Here is a 15887-nt window from a genome sequence, read left to right as displayed (position 1 = left end):
TGAGTGAAATTTCACTGATTGATCATCTGATCAGTCTTAAGCACGACCACGGCAGCGGAGCCAAACGCCATGAACACACCTTTCCCGGTGGCTATCGGATGCGATGAAGCGGGTTATGAGCTCAAAGAGCTGTTGAAGCGCTATATCGAAGCGCTGGGCTATCCGGTGACCGACTTCGGCACCCATTCCACTGCGCCGGTGCTCTACCCGGACATTGCCCTGGCGGTGGCCACGGCCATCAATGCCGGGCAGCAGCGCCTGGGCGTGCTGGTGTGTGGCACGGGGATCGGCATGGCCATCTCGGCCAACAAGGTGCTGGGGATTCGCGCGGCCCAGGCCCATGACACCTATTCAGCAGAGCGGGCGCGCAAGAGCAACGATGCGCAAATTCTCTCTATCGGTGCGCGGGTGATCGGCGTGGAGCTGGCGAAAAGCATCGTCAAGTCGTTCCTGGAGTCGGAGTTCGAAGCAGCGCGCTCCGGGGCCAAGGTCGATCGCATCAATGCCATCGAGCGCGATGGGCATCAGTAGTGGACGTGACGGGGCAAGAGTCGGGAGAATGCGCCTTTGACGCCGAAACGGAAGCCCGTCCCCATGAGTGACAGTACCCAGCGCATTGCCAGCGATATCGATCTGATGACCGAAGTGGCGATGCTCTATTACCTTGAGAACGTCACTCAGGAAGCTATCGCCAAGCGCTTCGACCTGTCCCGGGCAAAAGTTAGTCGCCTGCTCAAGCGCGCGCGCGATGAAGGGATTGTCGAGGTGCGGGTGCTGCAGCATCCGGCCATGAACAACGAGCTGGAGCAGGCGTTGGTGGCGCGTTTCCAACTGGATCGCGCGCTGATTGCGGTCGATCACAGCGACCCGGACACCCAGCGTTCGGCCGTGGCCAGCCTGGTGGCCAACTACCTGAATAAAACCTTGAGCGACGGCATGATTGTCGCCGTCGGCATGGGGCGCAATGTCGGCGCGGTAGCCGATAACGTGTTTTTGCCGGTGACTCGCAACTGTACGTTTGTTTGTGCCATCGGCGGTTCTCTCAAGGCCGGCGAATACATGAACCCTGACCATATCTGCCGTCGCCTGGCCCTGCGCTTTGGCGGTGAGAGTGAAAGCTTGTACGCCCCGGCCCTGGTGGCTAACCCGGAACTGCGTGGCGTGCTGATCAGCAACGACACCGTGCGCTCGACTCTGGACCGCGCTCGCCGCGCCGACATGGCCTTGATCGGCATTGGCGATATGAGCGAGAACAGCAACATGGTGCGCATGGGCTGGTTCTCGCCTCAGGAAATCGCCCAGGCGCGGTTGTCCGGTACGGTGGGAGACATGATGGGGTATGACTTTATCGACATTCACGGGCAGCCGGCGGTCAACGCGATTCAAGGGCGGGTGATCGGGTTGACGGTGCAGGAGTTGTTTCGCATTCCCGATGTGGTGGCGATTGCCAGTGAAAACACTAAGGCGGCTGCGACGCTGGGGGCGCTGCGGTCGGGGGTGATCAATACTCTGGCGACCACTGTTACCAATGCGCACACCATTCTGGCGTTGGATGATGCGACCCGTAAAAGCTGAGTGCTGATCGGTGGCGAGCGGGCTTGTCGGATCGCCGCACCGCCCTGCGAAGCAGTCCTAAAACCAACTACTGCGGCCTGACCTTATTGGGGCCGCTGCGCGCCCCAGCGCGGGCAAGCCCGCTCGCCACAGGGCGGGGCATTATTTTTTATAGGGGGCTGTTACAGATCTTGTAATAGTTTTGCGTGGTAGGGGATTTGGCTTTCGGTTGTAGGATTCAAGTCCTTTTTCCGCTACAGGACTTGCATGAACACCCTCTCGGAGCCCCCCAGTCGTCTTTCTCCAAGACATCCGCTGCCGCTGTTCCCGCTGAACGCCTGCCTCCAGGCCAAGCATCCCGTTTTCCGATTGCCCACTGTTTCCCGGCCTTCTGGTCGTGCCTTGCCGTGTCTGGCATTCTGAAATCAATAACGAGATAGAGATATTTATATGGAATGGTTAGCGGATCCAACGGCCTGGCTCGGCCTGTTGACCTTGATTGTGCTGGAATTGGTTCTGGGTATCGACAACCTGGTGTTTATCGCGATCCTGGCGGACAAGTTGCCGCCGGAGCAGCGCGACCGTGCGCGCTTGATCGGTTTGTCCCTGGCGCTGTTGATGCGCCTGGGCCTGCTGGCGAGTATTTCCTGGCTGGTGACCCTGACCCAGCCGTTGTTCGAGGTGTTCGACAAGAGCTTCTCCGGACGAGACCTGATCATGTTGTTCGGTGGTGTGTTCCTGTTGTTCAAGGCCACCATGGAACTGCATGAGCGCCTGGAAGGCCATATCGCCCAGCGCACCGGCAACGCCGCCTATGCGATGTTCTGGCCCATTGTTGCGCAGATCGTGGTGCTGGACGCCGTGTTCTCCCTTGATGCGGTAGTTACCGCCGTGGGCATGGTGGATGAGTTGGCGGTGATGATGATCGCCGTGATCATCTCCATTGGTGTGATGATCATTGCCAGCAAGCCGCTGACCCGCTTCGTCAACGCGCACCCGACGGTGATCATGCTGTGCCTGGGCTTTTTGATGATGATCGGCTTTGCGCTGACCGCCGAAGGCCTGGGCTTCCATATTCCTAAAGGCTACCTCTATGCGGCCATTGGCTTCTCGATCCTGATCGAGGTGTTCAACCAGATCGCCCGGGCCCGGCGCAAGAAATCTGCGCAAGGTACGCGGCCGATCCGCGAGCGTACTGCCCATGCAGTGATGCGCTTGTTGGGCGGGCGAAACCTGGCAGTGGAAGAGGTGGGTGAAGATGTTAGCGACCTGCTGGGTGATGCTCAGGCCAACGAAGGCCCGTTGTTCGACCGCCGTGAGCGGGTGATGATCAGTGGCGTGTTGCAGCTGGCCGAGCGGCCGATCCGCACCTTGATGACGCCGCGAGCCAATGTCGACTATATCGATCTGGCGGATGATCCCGACACCATCCGCTTGAAACTGATGCATTCGTCCTACTCGCGGCTGCCGTTGATCCGCAATGGTGCTATCGACGAGCCCTTGGGCTTTGTGCACAAGAAGGAATTGCTCAAGGAATACCTGGCCGGCAACGAGCCAAACCTGGAGCACCTGGCGCGCCGGGCGATCAACCTGTTGGAGAGCTTTTCGATCCTTAACGCCCTGGAGCAAATGCGCCAGGAATCGACCCACATCGCCTTCGTGATCAACGAATTCGGTGACTTCATGGGCGTGTTGAGCATGACCGACATTCTTGAATCCATTGCCGGTGAATTGCCCGATGCCAGTGAAGTCGAAGGTCCGGACATCGTCGAAGAACAAAGCGGTTTCCGCGTCAACGGTGCCTTGAATCTCAACCTGATCCGCCAGCGCACCGGCTTTCAGGCACAGGCGACCGAGGATTACCAGACCCTTGCCGGCCTGGTCATGAGCCTGCTGGATCGCTTGCCGGTGGTGGGCGATAGCCTGGAGCATGAAGGCTGGCGCCTGACGGTGGCGACGGTGGCGGAGCGGCGGGTGACCCAAGTGCTGCTGGCGCCCGCCGACCCCGTGTAAGAGCGAGGGGGGCGCCTAGTTCTTGCTCGCGAAAAACGGCAGGGCGCCACGTTTTTCAGGCAGCCTGCCGTAGCGGCTAAATGTCTGCTCCAAGGTTGGCTCCTGGGTCCCCCAGGTGCCGAACCCTTTAAGCTTCTCGACCATTTCGCCATTCTGGAAAATCAGTAGGGTGGGGGTGCCAGTCACCTCCGGGTGCCTGGGGGTTTGGGCGGTGTCGAGCACCAGACTTTCCACGGTTTCGGTATATTTTCCGGCAATGCGCATAAAGAGCGGCACGGCTTCCTCGCACGCCGGGCAGTGCTGTGAGACAAACAGCATGAAGACCGCTTTTGGCGTCTTCAGGACCCGCTGGTAATCCTCGTTACTGGCAATAACTGCGGTGGCAATTCCCATGATGATCTCCTTCTCGAAAGCCCGATGGCTCCTGCACTCAAGCTAAGCCAGCAAGCGGATACGGTCTACTGTCAGAACTCACAGGTAGCCAACTGATCCCGGCGGCTATACCTGCATCTCTTTTGTGCGCGTAAAAGACTCACGTGTGCACCCAAATGTGACTTGTCACCGATACGTGGGGCCATCGGTAGCAATCCGAGTTTCGTTATTGGCTTAACGGCGCTTCGTTCGTAAGTCTCTATCTATCTGATTTACAACAAATTTAATCCTTGAATGTTTTTCTGCTACGGCCTGTGGCACACTTTCTGCTGTCTATTCCGTTGTTACATACCAAGTTCCGGTATAGCGGAATATACAACTCCTGGAGTGCTTGTCATGCATCAGCGACCTTCCGTATTCAAAGCGTGTGCTTTTCTCTTCGCCGCATCGGCTTCCCTCGCAAGCGTTGTGCAAGCGGCGGACAGCAAGCTCGACAGCGTGCTCTCCCGTGGGCATCTGATCGTGGGTACAGGCAGTACCAATGCGCCGTGGCACTTCCAGGGAGCGGATGGCAAGTTGCAAGGTTTTGATATCGACATCGGCCGAATCGTGGCCAAGGGGTTGTTCAACGACCCCAGTAAGGTCGAGTTTGTGGTGCAGTCCTCCGACGCGCGGATTCCCAACCTGCTGACCGACAAGGTCGACATGAGCTGCCAATTCATCACCATCACTGCCAGCCGTGCGCAGCAAGTGGCGTTCACCCTGCCGTACTACCGCGAGGGCGTCGCCCTGCTGCTGGCGACCAACAGCAAATACAAGGAAATCGAAGACCTGCAAGCCGCAGGCGACGACGTCACCGTGGCCGTGCTGCAAAACGTCTACGCCGAAGAGCTGGTGCACCAGGCGCTGCCCAAGGCCAAGGTCGACCAGTACGACAGTGTCGACCTGATGTACCAGGCCGTGAACTCCGGCCGTGCCGACGCCGCCGCCACCGACCAGTCTTCGGTTAAGTACCTGATGGTGCAGAACCCCGGCCGCTACCGCAGCCCAGCCTACGCCTGGAGCCCGCAAACCTACGGCTGCGCCGTCAAGCGTGGCGACCAGGACTGGCTGAACTTCGTCAACACCGCGCTGCATGAGGCCATGACTGGTGTCGAGTTCCCGATGTACGCGGCGTCGTTCAAGCAGTGGTTCGGTGTTGACCTGCCAACGCCAGCAATTGGTTTTCCCGTCGAATTCAAATGATCGTGAGCGCGGGGCGGTGCTGCTGGCGCCCCGATTAAGGTACTGCTGACCATGAATTATCAGTTGAATTTTGCCGCCGTATGGCGCGATTTTGACAGTTTGCTGGTGGGGCTCGGTTTGGGCCTTCAACTGGCATTGCTGTCGATTGCCATTGGTTGCGTGATCGGCCTGCTAGCGGCCTTTGCCATGCTGTCCAAACACCGTGCGCTGCGAATCCTGGCGTCGGTGTATGTGACGGTGGTCCGCAATACGCCGATCCTGGTGCTGATCCTGTTGATCTACTTTGCCTTGCCGAGCCTGGGGATTCGCCTGGACAAAATCCCCTCGTTCATCATCACTCTGTCGCTGTACGCCGGTGCCTACCTGACCGAAGTGTTCCGCGCCGGGCTGTTGAATATTCCCAAAGGTTTGCGTGAAGCGGGGTTGGCCATCGGCCTGGGCGAGTGGCGCATTCGTGCCTACATCACCGTGCCGGTGATGCTGCGCAACGTGCTGCCGGCGCTGTCGAACAACTTCATCTCGCTGTTCAAGGACACCTCCCTGGCGGCCGCAATCGCGGTGCCAGAGCTGACCTATTACGCCCGCAAGATCAACGTCGAAAGCTACCGGGTGATTGAAACCTGGATGGTCACGACCGCGCTCTACGTGGCCGCCTGTTACCTCATCGCCATGCTGCTCCGTTACCTGGAACAGCGTCTGGCAATTCGCCGCTAAGGAGGCCCCATGTACGAATCCCCCAGCTGGCTGCATGAGTTGTGGATCGCCCGGGAAACCCTCTGGGCGGGGTTCCAGACCAGCGTTTATTGCTCGGTACTGGCGATTATTTTTGGCACGCTGATCGGCATTGTCGCCGGGCTGGTGCTGACCTACGGCAAGTTCTGGATGCGCGCGCCGTTTCGCCTGTATGTCGACCTGCTCCGTGGCACACCGGTGTTTGTACTGGTATTGGCCTGCTTCTACATGGCTCCGGCCCTGGGTTGGCAGATCAGCGCGTTCCAGGCCGGCGCATTGGGCCTGACGCTGTTTTGCGGTTCACACGTTGCCGAAATCGTCCGTGGCTCGCTGCAGGCTATTCCTCGTGGGCAACTGGAAGCGGGCAAGGCCATCGGCCTGACGTTCTACCAGTCTCTCGGTTATGTACTGTTACCCCAGGCATTGCGGCAGATCCTGCCGACCTGGGTCAACTCGTCCACGGAAATCGTCAAGGCCTCCACACTGCTGTCGGTGATAGGTGTCGCCGAGTTGCTGCTCAGCACGCAACAGGTGATCGCCCGGACCTTCATGACCCTGGAGTTCTACCTGTTCGCTGGTTTTCTGTTCTTTGTCATCAACTACGCCATCGAGTTATTCGGGCGCTACATTGAAAAACGGGTGGCCTTGCCATGACTCCTTCTTACACAACTGCAGTAAACAATAGCCACCCGCTGCTGGACATTCGCGGCCTGCGTAAACAATACGGCCCGGTGGAAGTGCTCAAGGGCGTCGACCTGGCCATGGATCGCGGCAACGTGGTCACGCTGATCGGTTCCAGTGGCTCGGGCAAGACCACGCTGTTGCGCTGTGTCAACCTGCTGGAAGAGTTCCAGGGTGGGCAGATTACCCTCGACGGTGAGTCCATCGGTTACAACGAAGTCAACGGCAAGCGCGTGCGCCACGCCGAGAAAGTCATCGCCCAGCATCGCGCGATGACTGGCATGGCGTTCCAGCAGTTCAACCTGTTCCCGCATTTGAGCGCATTGCAAAACGTCACCCTGGGCCTGCTCAAGGTCAAGAAAATGGGCAAGGACGAGGCGGTAGCGCTGGCGGAAAAATGGCTGGAGCGTGTAGGCCTTCTGGAACGCCGTAACCACTTTCCAGGTCAGTTATCTGGCGGCCAGCAACAGCGTGTGGCGATTGCCCGGGCGATTGCCATGAATCCCAGCCTGATGCTGTTCGACGAAGTGACCTCGGCCCTCGATCCGGAATTGGTGGGCGAAGTGCTCAGCGTCATCAAGGGCCTGGCGGAGGAGGGCATGACCATGTTGCTGGTCACCCACGAAATGCGTTTTGCCTATGAGGTCTCGGACAAGATCGTCTTCATGAACCAGGGTCGCATTGAAGAGCAGGGGCCGCCGAAGGACATCTTTGAGCGCCCGCAATCGCCACGCCTGGCGGAATTTCTCAAGAACATTCGTTTTTAATTGTTTTAATCAGGAGAACCATTATGAGCATTACTCGTTACGGCGCAGGCAGTACCGCTGGCGGTGGCCAGCCGCGCCCTTTCGCCCGCGCCGTAGAAGCGGATGGCTGGTTGTATGTGTCGGGCCAGGTGCCGGCGGTGGATGGCGAAATCATCCAGGGCGGGATCGTCGAACAGACTCGCCAGACCATGCGCAACGTCGTCGCCATTCTCGAAGAGGCCGGCTATGAGCTCAAGGATGTGGTGCGTGTTGGTGTGTGGCTGGAAGACCCACGGGATTTCTGGAGTTTCAATAAGGTGTTTGGCGAGTACTTCAGCCCGGAGCACGCCCCGGCACGGGCCTGTGTGCAGGCGAACATGATGGTCGATTGCAAGGTTGAGATTGATTGCGTGGCCTACAAGAAAAAAGGCTAAATGCCCGATTGACCTGTGGATAGGGGGCAAGCCCCCTATCGACAAGGTTTTGCCAGTTTTCAAAGATGTGTAGATGCCCATGCACACATTAAGCCTTTGACGGGACCCGACACTGCCATGACCGAAGACACCATCAAGCGCCGCGCCAAAGGCCTGGACCGGGCGTTCGATATCCTCGATTTCCTCAAGGAAGTTGGCCAGCCCCTGCGCCCCAACGATATTGCCAGCGGCATCGGCAGCCCGAAATCCACGGTCTACGAACTGGTCGCTTCGCTGCTGGAACGACGGATTCTCGAAACCGTGGGCAAGGACGGTCACGTCTACCTCGGCCGTCAGTTGTACTTCCTTGGTCAGGCGCATTTGCGTCATTTCGACCTGACCCGCGAGGCCGATCACGCCTTGCAGGAAATCGTCAGCCAGACCCACGAAACCGCGCAGATGTGCCTGCTTAACGGGCGCAAATACACCGTGGCGCTGATGCGTGAAGGCGAGCGGCATTTTCGCATTTCCTCGGACATCGGCGAGAACGCGCCGATCCCCTGGACCGCCTCCGGACGCTTGTTGCTGGGGCATCTGAGTGACCAGCAAATCATCGACCTGATCGACCATGACGACTTCATTCTGCCGGACGGTCAGCGCCTGCCCCTGGAGACCTTCCTCGGGCAAATCCGTCAGGCCAGCGTCGATGGGTTTTTCTCCTTCGACAGTGTGGCCGACACCTTTACCCATTGCTTTGCCGCCCCGGTACGGGACGCGCAGGGCATCAGCATTGCGACCCTGTGCATCGTTGCCCCGCGGGCTGATGCCAAGAACAACTACAACGACTATCGCCGGGTGTTGATTGAAAGCGCTAACAACCTGGCCCGTCGCATCAATGAATAGGAGATTGTCCATGACTGCCTTCAATGCTGTCGAAAAAGGCGCCGCTCAAATCGGTGCCCACCTGGTGCGCGACGTCAGCCTGCCAGCGCTGGTACTGCACCGCGACGCCCTGGAACACAACATTCGCTGGATGCAGGATTTCGTCAGCAGCAGTGGCGCGCAATTGGCGCCACACGGCAAGACCAGCATGATGCCGGCGCTGTTCCAGCGTCAGCTTGAGCAGGGCGCCTGGGGTATCACCCTGGCCACTGCGGTGCAGACTCGCGCCGCCTATGTCGGTGGCGTGCGGCGGGTGCTGATGGCCAACCAATTGGTGGGTGCGCCGAACATGGCGCTGATCGCCGAGTTGCTGGCCAACCCTGAGTTCGACTTCCACTGCATGGTCGATCACCCGGACAACGTTGCCGACCTGGGGGCCTTCTTCGCTGCACGCGGCCTGCGCCTGAACGTGATGATCGAATACGGCGTGGTCGGCGGGCGTTGTGGCTGCCGCAGCGAGCAGGAAGTATTGAACCTGGCCAACGCGATCAAGGCGCAGCCAGCCCTGGCGTTGACCGGTATTGAAGGCTATGAAGGTGTGATCCACGGCGATCAGGCCGTCAGCGGCATCCGTGAATTCGCCGCCTCGCTGGTGCGCCTGGCGGTGGACCTGCAAAACAGTGGTTCTTTCGACCTTGGCAAGCCGATCATTACCGCGTCGGGTTCGGCCTGGTACGACCTGATTGCCGAATCATTCGAAGCGCAAAACGCTGCCGGTCGCTTCCTCAGTGTGCTGCGTCCGGGCAGCTACGTGGCGCACGACCATGGCATCTATAAAGAGGCGCAATGCTGCGTGCTCGACCGTCGCAGTGACCTCAATGAAGGCCTGCGCCCGGCGCTGGAAGTCTGGGCGCACGTGCAGTCGTTGCCGGAACCAGGCTTTGCGGTGATAGCCCTGGGCAAGCGCGACGTGGCCTACGACGCCGGGTTGCCGGTGCCGCTGCTGCGTTACAAAGCTGGCGTGGTACCTGCGGTGGGCGATGATGTCAGCGCCTGCAAGGTCACGGCAGTGATGGACCAGCATGCGTTCATGACTGTAGCGCCTGGGGTTGAGTTGCGTATCGGCGACATCATCTCCTTCGGCACTTCCCATCCGTGCCTGACCTTCGACAAATGGCAAGTGGGTTGCCTGGTGGATGAGCAGTTGCAGGTGATCGAGGCCCTGCATACCTGCTTCTAGACCTAAAGCACACCATGAGAACCAAGGCATGAACACCCCCCCCCGCATCGCCCTGATCGGCGAATGCATGATCGAACTGCAACACCGCGCCGACGGCAGCCTGCAACAAAGCTTCGGCGGCGACACCCTGAACGCCGCTGTTTACCTGCGACGTGAACTGGGCGAAGGCGCCAGCGTTGATTACGTCACGGCCCTGGGCGATGACAGCTTTAGCGACGCCATGTGCAAGCAGTGGTCTGAAGAAGGCCTCGGCCTCGGCCTGGGCATGGTCCAGCGCTTGCCGGGTCGTCTGCCGGGCTTGTACTGCATCCAGACCGACGCCCGCGGCGAGCGCAAGTTTCTCTACTGGCGCAACGAAGCGGCGGTGCGCGACTGTTTCACCACGTCGGCGGCGGAACCTATTCTGGCCGCATTACCGGCTTACGATGTGCTGTATTTCAGCGGCATCACCCTGGCGGTATTGGGCGAAGTGGGGCGTGAGCGTCTGTTGGAAACCCTGATCGAAGCCCGCAAGCGTGGCGCCAAGGTGGTGTTCGACAACAACTACCGGCCGCGCTTGTGGGCCAGTGTCGAGGCGGCGCGAACGGCTTATCACCCAGTGTTGGCGCAGGTAGATATCGCCTTGTTGACCGAGGATGACGAGCGGGCGCTGTTTGGCTATGAGGACAGCGAGCAGGTGTTTGCTGCTTATCCGGCGATTGGCGAAGTGGTGCTCAAGCGCGGCGCGGATGAGTGTCTGATTCGCTGTGACGGCGAGCGTTTTACCGTCCCGGCCCTGGTGGTCGAGAAGGTGGTGGACACCACGGCGGCGGGGGATTCGTTCAGTGCGGCATATCTGGCCAGTCGGCTCAAGGGCGGCACGCCGCAGCAGGCAGCATTGGCCGGGCATCGCTTGGCGAGCCGGGTGATTCAGGTGCCTGGAGCGCTTATCCCAAGGGAATAGAACGACCTAACCTGTGGCGAGCGGGCAAGCCCGCTCGCCACAACAAGTCTGCTGGCCATAAAGGCTCATTAGTCGCGGTAAAACACCTGCACCAGGTGATAGCCAAACTTGCTCTTGATAGGCCCATGCACTACCCGCAGAGGCTTTTTGAAGATCACCGCATCAATCACCCCGACCATCTGCCCTGGTTGCACTTCACCCAGGTCGCCGCCGCGCTTGCCGGACGGGCAGGTGGAGTACTTCTTCGCCAGCACATCAAAGGCTTCGCCCTTGGCAATACGCTGCTTGAGCTGTTCGGCTTCTTCGCTGGTCTTCACCAGGATGTGACGGGCTTGGGCTTTCATTGATCAATTACCTGGCTTGCTTATGTCGTAAGGCGTAGGGCGCGCGATTATGCCTGAACTCATTTCTTGGTGCTGATCATGCTGCGGATTTTATTGGCCAACAGGTCAATGGAGAACGGCTTGGCCACCATGTCCATGCCTTCTTCCAAAAAGCCCTGGCGCTCGGCGGCCATCTCGGCATAACCGGTCATGAACAGCACCTTGAGCCCGGGGCGATGCTGACGGGCGATCTCGGCCAATTGCCGGCCATTCATCCCCGGCAACCCGACATCGGTCACCAGCAAGTCCACCCGCAGATCAGATTCCAGCAACGGCAACGCCGCCCGCGCATCGGCGGCCTGGTGGGCGGTGTAACCCAGTTCATCCAACACATTGACCACCAGCATGCGCACCGCGGGATCGTCCTCGACCACTACCACAGCTTCGCCAGCCAGGGCCACTGGGGCTTCCCCGAGGCTGGTGGGCACGGTTTTTTCAAGCGCGGTGCCATGCAGGCGCGGCATGTACAGGCGCACGCAAGTGCCCTGGCCCGGCTCGCTTTGAATCGTTACGTGGCCGCCGGATTGCTGGGCAAAGCCATAAATCATCGACAGCCCAAGGCCTGTGCCCTGGCCGATGGGCTTGGTGGTGAAGAATGGATCGAAGGCCTTGGCCAGGATCTTGGCGCTCATGCCAGCGCCGTTGTCGCTAACACCGAGCATCACGTAGTCGCCGGCCTTGACCGGCTCCAGGGTGGAGATGTCGGTGCCGTCCAGGTAGCTGTTGGCGGTCTCGATGCACAGTTCGCCGCCATCGGGCATGGCGTCGCGGGCGTTGATCACAAGGTTGAGCAGGGCGTTTTCCAGTTGGCTGGCATCGGTATTAACCGGCCAGATATCGGTGCCCAGCCGCACCTTGAGTTCGATATGGGCGCCCTTGGTGCGGCGAAATAGCTCTTCCAGGGAGGCGACCAGTTGGTTGGGGTCGATAGGTCGTCGGTCCAGCGATTGGCGCCGGGAAAAGGCCAGCAGGCGGTGGGTCAGCGCTGCCGCCCGATGGGCCGAGGACACGGCGGCGTCGGTGAAGCGGCCAATCTCATCGCTGCGCCCGGCGGCGATGTAGCGCTGCATCAAGTCCAGGCTGCCGATGATGCCGGTGAGCATGTTGTTGAAGTCATGGGCGATACCGCCGGTGAGCTGGCCGACCGCTTCCATTTTTTGCGCATGGCGCAGGGCGTCCTCGGCGCGTTCGCGTTCGTACATCTCGTTTTGCAGGCGCTGGTTGGCCTCGGCCAGGGCCTGGGTGCGCTGGCTGACCCGCTCTTCGAGGTTATCGTTGAGGTGGCGCAACGCCTCTTCGGTGAGTTTGCGTTCGGTTTCATCGATCACAAAAATGTAGAAGCCATTCACCGAACCATCGCCGCTGAAGCGCGGCAAATACTTCATTAGCGCATGCCGTGGCCGGCCATCCCGATGGGGGGTCACGGTGACAAAGCTACAGGCCTTGCCCTTGAGCGCGGCGGCAATTTTATTGGCACGCCCGGCATAGACCTCCTCACCGAGTACTTCGCGAATGGTCTTGCCATACAGCTCTTGCGGGGTTTTGCCGTACCAGTCCAGGTAGGCGCTGTTGTTCAGGCGAAAGCGTTGTTCGTGGTCGACGTAGCCAATGAGCACCGGCATGGCGTTGATGATCAGTTGCAGCTCGGTCTGGCTTTGGCGCAGCGCTTGTTCGGTGTGTTTGCGTTCAGTCAGGTCCAGGGCGGCGCCGAGAAAACGCGCCGGGCGGCCATTATGATCCTTGTAGCAGCGGCCACGGGCGAACACCCAGCGCACCTTGCCGTCGGCCTGCAGCAGGCGGTATTCCTCGGCGTACTCGGTGCCGTGGGTGATGCAATGCTTGATGCTGCGGGCGACCATGCCGCGGTCTTCAGGGTGTACGCCGTGCAGGTAGTCGCTGATGGGCAACAGGCTCGCTTCATGGGGATCGACCCCGTACAGTTGCGCGAAGTGGGCGTCAGCGATGAAGCGGTCTTCGCTGATGTCCCAGTCCCAGGTGCCCACGGCATCGGTGGCCGCCAGGGCCAGTTGCAGGCGTTGTTCGGTGTTGTGCTGAGCCTTGAGGCTTTCTTCGGAGCGTTGTTGCAACTCCAGGGTGATACGCCGGCGCTCGCTGGTCTCGATGGCGGTGACCAAAATGCCGGCGACGTTGCCGCGCTCGTCGCGGATCGGGCTATAGGTCAGGTCCAGCCAGATATCGGTGTCGCGGTGGTTGCGTTGCAGGACGAAGCGCTGCTCGGTGAACGCGCGTACCTGGCCGGCGAGTACCGCACTGTAGATCGGGTCGGTAAAAGGTTTCATCTCCGGCCAGACCAGGTCCACCGGCTGGCCGAAGGCAGCAGGGTGCTTATTGCCGGCCAGCAGGGCGAAGCCGTCGTTGTAGATCTGGGTAAGTGACGGGCCCCATAGCAACAGCATTGGCATGGGCGAGTGGATCACGATGTCGACGGCAGTACGCAGGCTTTGCGGCCAGTCGCTGGCATCACCGAGGGGGCTTTTGGCCCAGTCTAGCCGGGTAATCAGTGCTGCGGCCTCGCTGCCGGCGGGTGATCCGTTCATGTAAAAGCCCTGTGCGTAACGCTTTGAAAAATGACAAAAACCGATTATCCCGCGAGACGGGAAAGGCTTTCTACCCTCGAAAAATAGCATGCTTGAGGGGTTTGTCTTCAAATGAGTGCGCCAAGGCTAAAGCGTTTTACCTTTCTGTCAGGTCAGGTGGTCAGCTCCTGGCGATTGCGAAACTGCTCCAGCGCCTCAGGATTGGCCAGGGCGTCGGTGTTCTTGACCGCCTCGCCATGCACCACGTTGCGCACCGCCAGTTCGACGATTTTGCCGCTGATAGTGCGCGCAATGTCCGTCACCGCGAGGATCTTCGCTGGCACGTGGCGGGGCGTGGTGTTGGCGCGGATCACCTCGCGGATCTGCTGTTGCAGCGCCTCATCCAGCTCTATCCCGTCATTGAGGCGGACAAACAGCACCACCCGCACATCGTCCTGCCAGCGCTGACCGATGGCCAGGCTTTCCAGTACCTGGGGTACTTTCTCCACCTGGCGGTAAATCTCTGCCGTGCCGATGCGCACGCCGCCGGGGTTGAGCACTGCGTCGGAGCGGCCATGGATCAGCAGGCTACCGTTGGGCCGTTGCTCGGCATAGTCGCCCTGCGCCCAGACGCCGGGAAACTGGCTGAAATAAGAGGCGCACAGCTTTTCCTGGTGCGGGTCGTTCCACAGGCCGATGGGCATCGCCGGGAAGTGTCGGGTGCACACCAGTTCACCCTTTTCACCGATCAGGGGGCGTCCCTGGTCGTCCCACACTTCGATGGACATTCCCAGGCTCTTGCACTGCATTTCGCCGCGTCGTACGGGCAGCACAGGGTTGCCGATCACAAAGCAGGAGACGATATCGGTGCCGCCGGACATGGACGACAGGCACAGTTCTTCCTTGACCTCGCGGTACACGTAGTCGTAGCTCTGGGGCGACAGTGGCGAACCAGTGGAAATCAGGCCCTTGAGGCTACTCAGGTCGTGGCTCAGGCGCGGCTTGAGGCCAGCCTTTTCCAGGGTTGCGAGGTATTTCGGGCTGGTGCCGAAGATGCTAATTTTTTCCTGGTCGATCAGGTCAATCAACCGCTCCGGCCCGGGATGAAACGGCGAGCCGTCATACAGCACCGCCGTGGCGCCGATAGCCAGTACCGAGACCAGCCAGTTCCACATCATCCAGCCGCAGGTGGTGTAGTAGAACAGGCAGTCGTCCCTGGACAGGTCGGCGTGCAGGCCGTGTTCCTTGAGGTGGGTCAGCAGCACGCCGCCGGTGCCGTGGATGATGCACTTGGGTACGCCAGTGGTGCCGCTGGAATAGAGGATGTACAGCGGGTGATCGAAGGGTACGGCGACGAATTCGGGCTCACCGCCGACGGTGTAGAAATCTTCCCACAGCGCAACCTTGGCCTGGGTCCGATAATCCTCAGCGCGTGCCTCGGGCCGGGCGTAAGGCACGATGATCAGTTGTTGCAGGGACGGCAGGCGTTCGAGGATTTCATTGAGCTTGGCGCTCTGGTCGATGACCTTGCCGGCGTAGCGGTAACCGGCGCAGGTGATCAGCACCTTGGGTTCGATTTGGCCGAAGCGGTCGATCACCCCTTGAGTGCCGAAGTCCGGCGAAGAGCAGGACCAGATCGCACCCAGGCTGGTAGTGGCGAGCATGCCCACCAGGGTTTGCCAGGTGTTGGGCATGCAGGCGGCAACCCGATCCCCCGTGCCAACACCGGCTGCCTGCAGGCTGTGTTGAAGGCCGGCGACGTGCTGGGCCAGTTCGGCGTAGGTCAGTTGTTCGCGCTGTCCGTCTTCGCTGATGGCTACCACCGCCGGATGATCATCACGACGGCGCAGCAGATGCTCGGCGAAGTTCAGGGTGGCGCCGGGAAACCAATGGGCGCTGGGCATCTGCGCGTCTTCGATCAGTGCCGCGCTGGGCGGGGTACGGAACTGCACGTCGAAGAACGCGACAATCGCGCGCCAGAAGTCCGGGCGCTCATCGATGCTCCATTGGTGTAGGGCCGGATAGTCATTGATCTGCACGCCGTGGCGCTCATTGATAAAGCGCCGGAACTGGTCCATTCGGGTGGTGCGGATGCGTTCGGGGCTGGGTTGCCAGAGGATGTTGGACATGATTGGCCTATTGTTAT

At 60.2% G+C, this 15887-nt stretch carries 15 protein-coding genes; 11 read left to right on the top strand and 4 right to left on the bottom strand.

Annotated features, from left to right (window positions below; all coding sequences use genetic code 11):
• Nucleotides 1-69: 69 nt before the first annotated feature.
• The 3 genes from rpiB to FQ182_RS16430 all read left to right on the top strand — a co-directional run bounded on the left by rpiB (nucleotide 70) and on the right by FQ182_RS16430 (nucleotide 3567).
• The gene (gene rpiB / locus FQ182_RS16440) at nucleotides 70-531 is read left to right on the top strand and encodes a ribose 5-phosphate isomerase B (RefSeq protein WP_133100166.1); all 462 of its coding nucleotides are present in this window, start codon (nucleotides 70-72) and stop codon (nucleotides 529-531) included.
• A 63-nt stretch (nucleotides 532-594) separates the two neighbouring features.
• Nucleotides 595-1575: a sugar-binding transcriptional regulator gene (locus FQ182_RS16435; RefSeq protein WP_149413934.1), complete on the top strand. Its 981-nt coding sequence runs from the start codon at nucleotides 595-597 to the stop codon at nucleotides 1573-1575.
• Between the two features lie 429 nt (nucleotides 1576-2004).
• On the top strand, nucleotides 2005-3567 hold the full coding sequence (locus FQ182_RS16430; RefSeq protein ID WP_149413935.1) for a TerC family protein: 1563 nt from the start codon (nucleotides 2005-2007) through the stop codon (nucleotides 3565-3567).
• Nucleotides 3568-3582: 15 nt separating this feature from the next.
• Here FQ182_RS16430 and FQ182_RS16425 read toward each other — a convergent pair whose 3' ends face one another.
• Nucleotides 3583-3960, bottom strand: coding sequence for a co-chaperone YbbN (locus FQ182_RS16425; protein WP_149413936.1), 378 nt, complete (start codon nucleotides 3958-3960; stop codon nucleotides 3583-3585).
• Nucleotides 3961-4335: 375 nt separating this feature from the next.
• Between FQ182_RS16425 and FQ182_RS16420 the strand changes: the two genes are divergently transcribed.
• The 8 genes from FQ182_RS16420 (at nucleotide 4336) to FQ182_RS16385 (ending at nucleotide 10821) form a co-directional block, all read left to right on the top strand.
• On the top strand, nucleotides 4336-5184 hold the full coding sequence (locus tag FQ182_RS16420; RefSeq protein WP_149413937.1) for a transporter substrate-binding domain-containing protein: 849 nt from the start codon (nucleotides 4336-4338) through the stop codon (nucleotides 5182-5184).
• Between the two features lie 51 nt (nucleotides 5185-5235).
• Nucleotides 5236-5898: an amino acid ABC transporter permease gene (locus FQ182_RS16415; RefSeq protein ID WP_133100161.1), complete on the top strand. Its 663-nt coding sequence runs from the start codon at nucleotides 5236-5238 to the stop codon at nucleotides 5896-5898.
• A 9-nt stretch (nucleotides 5899-5907) separates the two neighbouring features.
• A complete protein-coding gene (locus FQ182_RS16410) occupies nucleotides 5908-6570 on the top strand; it encodes an amino acid ABC transporter permease (protein ID WP_149413938.1) in 663 nt (220 codons plus the stop codon).
• The gene (locus FQ182_RS16405) at nucleotides 6567-7364 is read left to right on the top strand and encodes an amino acid ABC transporter ATP-binding protein (RefSeq protein WP_149413939.1); all 798 of its coding nucleotides are present in this window, start codon (nucleotides 6567-6569) and stop codon (nucleotides 7362-7364) included. The genes FQ182_RS16410 and FQ182_RS16405 overlap by 4 nt, the downstream gene beginning before the upstream one ends.
• Nucleotides 7365-7387: 23 nt before the next feature.
• Entirely contained in the window at nucleotides 7388-7777 is a 390-nt protein-coding gene (locus FQ182_RS16400; protein WP_149413940.1) for a RidA family protein, read from the top strand.
• Between the two features lie 117 nt (nucleotides 7778-7894).
• A complete protein-coding gene (locus tag FQ182_RS16395; protein WP_149413941.1) occupies nucleotides 7895-8659 on the top strand; it encodes an IclR family transcriptional regulator in 765 nt (254 codons plus the stop codon).
• A gap of 10 nt (nucleotides 8660-8669) precedes the next feature.
• Nucleotides 8670-9878 carry an amino acid deaminase gene (locus tag FQ182_RS16390; protein ID WP_149413942.1) on the top strand — a complete coding sequence of 403 codons (1209 nt, stop codon included), beginning with the start codon at nucleotides 8670-8672 and terminating at the stop codon, nucleotides 9876-9878.
• 28 nt (nucleotides 9879-9906) lie between these two features.
• Entirely contained in the window at nucleotides 9907-10821 is a 915-nt protein-coding gene (locus tag FQ182_RS16385) for a sugar kinase (RefSeq protein ID WP_149413943.1), read from the top strand.
• 68 nt (nucleotides 10822-10889) lie between these two features.
• On the opposite strand, the gene FQ182_RS16380 is transcribed toward FQ182_RS16385, so the two are convergent.
• From FQ182_RS16380 to FQ182_RS16370, 3 genes are all read right to left on the bottom strand, one after another.
• A complete protein-coding gene (locus FQ182_RS16380) occupies nucleotides 10890-11165 on the bottom strand; it encodes a peptidylprolyl isomerase (RefSeq protein WP_149413944.1) in 276 nt (91 codons plus the stop codon).
• 59 nt (nucleotides 11166-11224) lie between these two features.
• Entirely contained in the window at nucleotides 11225-13762 is a 2538-nt protein-coding gene (locus FQ182_RS16375; RefSeq protein WP_149413945.1) for a PAS domain-containing protein, read from the bottom strand.
• 152 nt (nucleotides 13763-13914) lie between these two features.
• Nucleotides 13915-15870, bottom strand: a complete 1956-nt coding sequence (locus tag FQ182_RS16370; RefSeq protein WP_149413946.1) for an acetoacetate--CoA ligase — start codon at nucleotides 15868-15870, stop codon at nucleotides 13915-13917.
• Nucleotides 15871-15887: the final 17 nt, after the last annotated feature.

Origin of the sequence: Pseudomonas sp. ANT_H4 (genome assembly GCF_008369295.1) — a bacterium.
In the GTDB taxonomy this organism is placed as follows: domain Bacteria; phylum Pseudomonadota; class Gammaproteobacteria; order Pseudomonadales; family Pseudomonadaceae; genus Aquipseudomonas.
The sequence above is the reverse complement of the archived record's forward strand: the minus strand, read 5'-3'. Positions and strand labels throughout refer to the sequence as shown.

What these genes read in the sequence shown, in the direction of transcription:
- rpiB (WP_133100166.1), top strand. Translation starts at nt 70, where the DNA reads ATGAACACACCTTTCCCGGTGGCTATCGGATGCGATGAAGCGGGTTAT.
- FQ182_RS16435 (WP_149413934.1), top strand. Translation starts at nt 595, where the DNA reads ATGAGTGACAGTACCCAGCGCATTGCCAGCGATATCGATCTGATGACC.
- FQ182_RS16430 (WP_149413935.1), top strand. Translation starts at nt 2,005, where the DNA reads ATGGAATGGTTAGCGGATCCAACGGCCTGGCTCGGCCTGTTGACCTTG.
- FQ182_RS16425 (WP_149413936.1), bottom strand. Translation starts at nt 3,960, where the DNA reads ATGGGAATTGCCACCGCAGTTATTGCCAGTAACGAGGATTACCAGCGG.
- FQ182_RS16420 (WP_149413937.1), top strand. Translation starts at nt 4,336, where the DNA reads ATGCATCAGCGACCTTCCGTATTCAAAGCGTGTGCTTTTCTCTTCGCC.
- FQ182_RS16415 (WP_133100161.1), top strand. Translation starts at nt 5,236, where the DNA reads ATGAATTATCAGTTGAATTTTGCCGCCGTATGGCGCGATTTTGACAGT.
- FQ182_RS16410 (WP_149413938.1), top strand. Translation starts at nt 5,908, where the DNA reads ATGTACGAATCCCCCAGCTGGCTGCATGAGTTGTGGATCGCCCGGGAA.
- FQ182_RS16405 (WP_149413939.1), top strand. Translation starts at nt 6,567, where the DNA reads ATGACTCCTTCTTACACAACTGCAGTAAACAATAGCCACCCGCTGCTG.
- FQ182_RS16400 (WP_149413940.1), top strand. Translation starts at nt 7,388, where the DNA reads ATGAGCATTACTCGTTACGGCGCAGGCAGTACCGCTGGCGGTGGCCAG.
- FQ182_RS16395 (WP_149413941.1), top strand. Translation starts at nt 7,895, where the DNA reads ATGACCGAAGACACCATCAAGCGCCGCGCCAAAGGCCTGGACCGGGCG.
- FQ182_RS16390 (WP_149413942.1), top strand. Translation starts at nt 8,670, where the DNA reads ATGACTGCCTTCAATGCTGTCGAAAAAGGCGCCGCTCAAATCGGTGCC.
- FQ182_RS16385 (WP_149413943.1), top strand. Translation starts at nt 9,907, where the DNA reads ATGAACACCCCCCCCCGCATCGCCCTGATCGGCGAATGCATGATCGAA.
- FQ182_RS16380 (WP_149413944.1), bottom strand. Translation starts at nt 11,165, where the DNA reads ATGAAAGCCCAAGCCCGTCACATCCTGGTGAAGACCAGCGAAGAAGCC.
- FQ182_RS16375 (WP_149413945.1), bottom strand. Translation starts at nt 13,762, where the DNA reads ATGAACGGATCACCCGCCGGCAGCGAGGCCGCAGCACTGATTACCCGG.
- FQ182_RS16370 (WP_149413946.1), bottom strand. Translation starts at nt 15,870, where the DNA reads ATGTCCAACATCCTCTGGCAACCCAGCCCCGAACGCATCCGCACCACC.